Raw genomic sequence first — 1,178 nt, forward strand, 5'->3', positions numbered from 1 at the left:
ACCCCACGAGAGGTCCACGACGACTACCTGAATCAGCAGCTCGCCGCATGAATTAGCCAATAAGCTGCTGTACGGAAACCGCAGGGCCCCTCAGTGTCCACCCTACGGGGGAAGTGCCGATCACACCCCAACAACGTGACAGCACCCTCGCACGTTCTGCCCACCGCCACAGTCACTCGATCAGTGGCCCACGCTGGAAAGGCTCAGTGGACGAGACGGAGCAGGTCAATGTCGATGCCGAAAGGGACCGCTGTCTTCATGCGCTCGCGGTTAATACCGGTGGCGACGTAGGCGCGGGTGGTGTCGTCCAGCTCGTACGTATGGATGACGGGGAGGCTGTCTTCCTCCTCGATACGCCAGTAGTGGGGGATACCTGCTTGCGCGTACTTGAACGGCTTCAGCGACCGATCCCGGTCGGCGGACTCGTCTGAGACGACTTCGACGACGAGGGCGACCTGGTCGGGGAGGTAGCGCGTACGGTTCGGGTCGTAGGGGACCGTGACAGCAAGGACGTCAGGCTCAGGTCGGTTCTTCTCATTCAGTTTGACCGTCATTTCCCGGTCGATCGTGAATCCCTCGGGGGCCTGATCGTCCAGTGCAGTCGTAAGCCTGGTGACGACGCGGGCGTGCCAGGACCGCTGCGGGGACATCATGAAGATCAGCGCTCCATCGATCAGCTCGGTGTGCCGTGGGAGGTCGGGTGCGTTGTCGAGGTCATCGGCCTCCCACCCACTCGGCCGGGGGGGCAGCATCCAGGGTGGGAGCGCTTCCCATGCGGTCGTCATCGTGTCCTCCTTTGGGCGCCCCGGCCAGCTTATCCGTCAGCCCCGCGTGGCGGCGGCCTCGGCAGCGGCGCGGTCGCCGGTGTCCGCGCTCGTGACCAGACCTGTCCCGTATGGTGGACGCCTCTGAGCCCGGCACCGCCAGGAGCCGGGGGAGGATGCTGTCATCTGAAGGAGTGGGGCCGGTCAAGTGCCGGCGGCGCAGGCGTGACTGAATGCGTACGGTACGTAAGAATTCCTGGCTTCGGCGTGCACAGTTGCCGCCTCGATTCGGTTGGCTGATGGGGGAGGGCGCTACTGGTCTCCGTGTCGACGGTGGGGGTCGGCAACGGCCGCCGAACGGGAAGGGTTTCGAGGCAAGTGGATCTCGATATGGCTGCTCGCCTGCTGCCGGGG

At 64.8% G+C, this 1,178-nt stretch carries 1 protein-coding gene; it reads right to left on the reverse strand.

Going from position 1 to position 1,178, the window contains the following annotated elements; translation table 11 throughout:
* Nucleotides 1–203: 203 nt before the first annotated feature.
* Entirely contained in the window at nucleotides 204–785 is a 582-nt protein-coding gene (locus tag ACZ7GZ_RS43435) for a Uma2 family endonuclease (protein WP_471033392.1), read from the reverse strand.
* Nucleotides 786–1,178: the final 393 nt, after the last annotated feature.

It is taken from the genome of Streptomyces sp. NPDC037288, assembly GCF_055603265.1.

Excerpts from the sequence above, each read along its gene's own strand:
- ACZ7GZ_RS43435 (WP_471033392.1), bottom strand. The coding sequence starts at position 785 with ATGACGACCGCATGGGAAGCGCTCCCACCCTGGATGCTGCCCCCCCGG.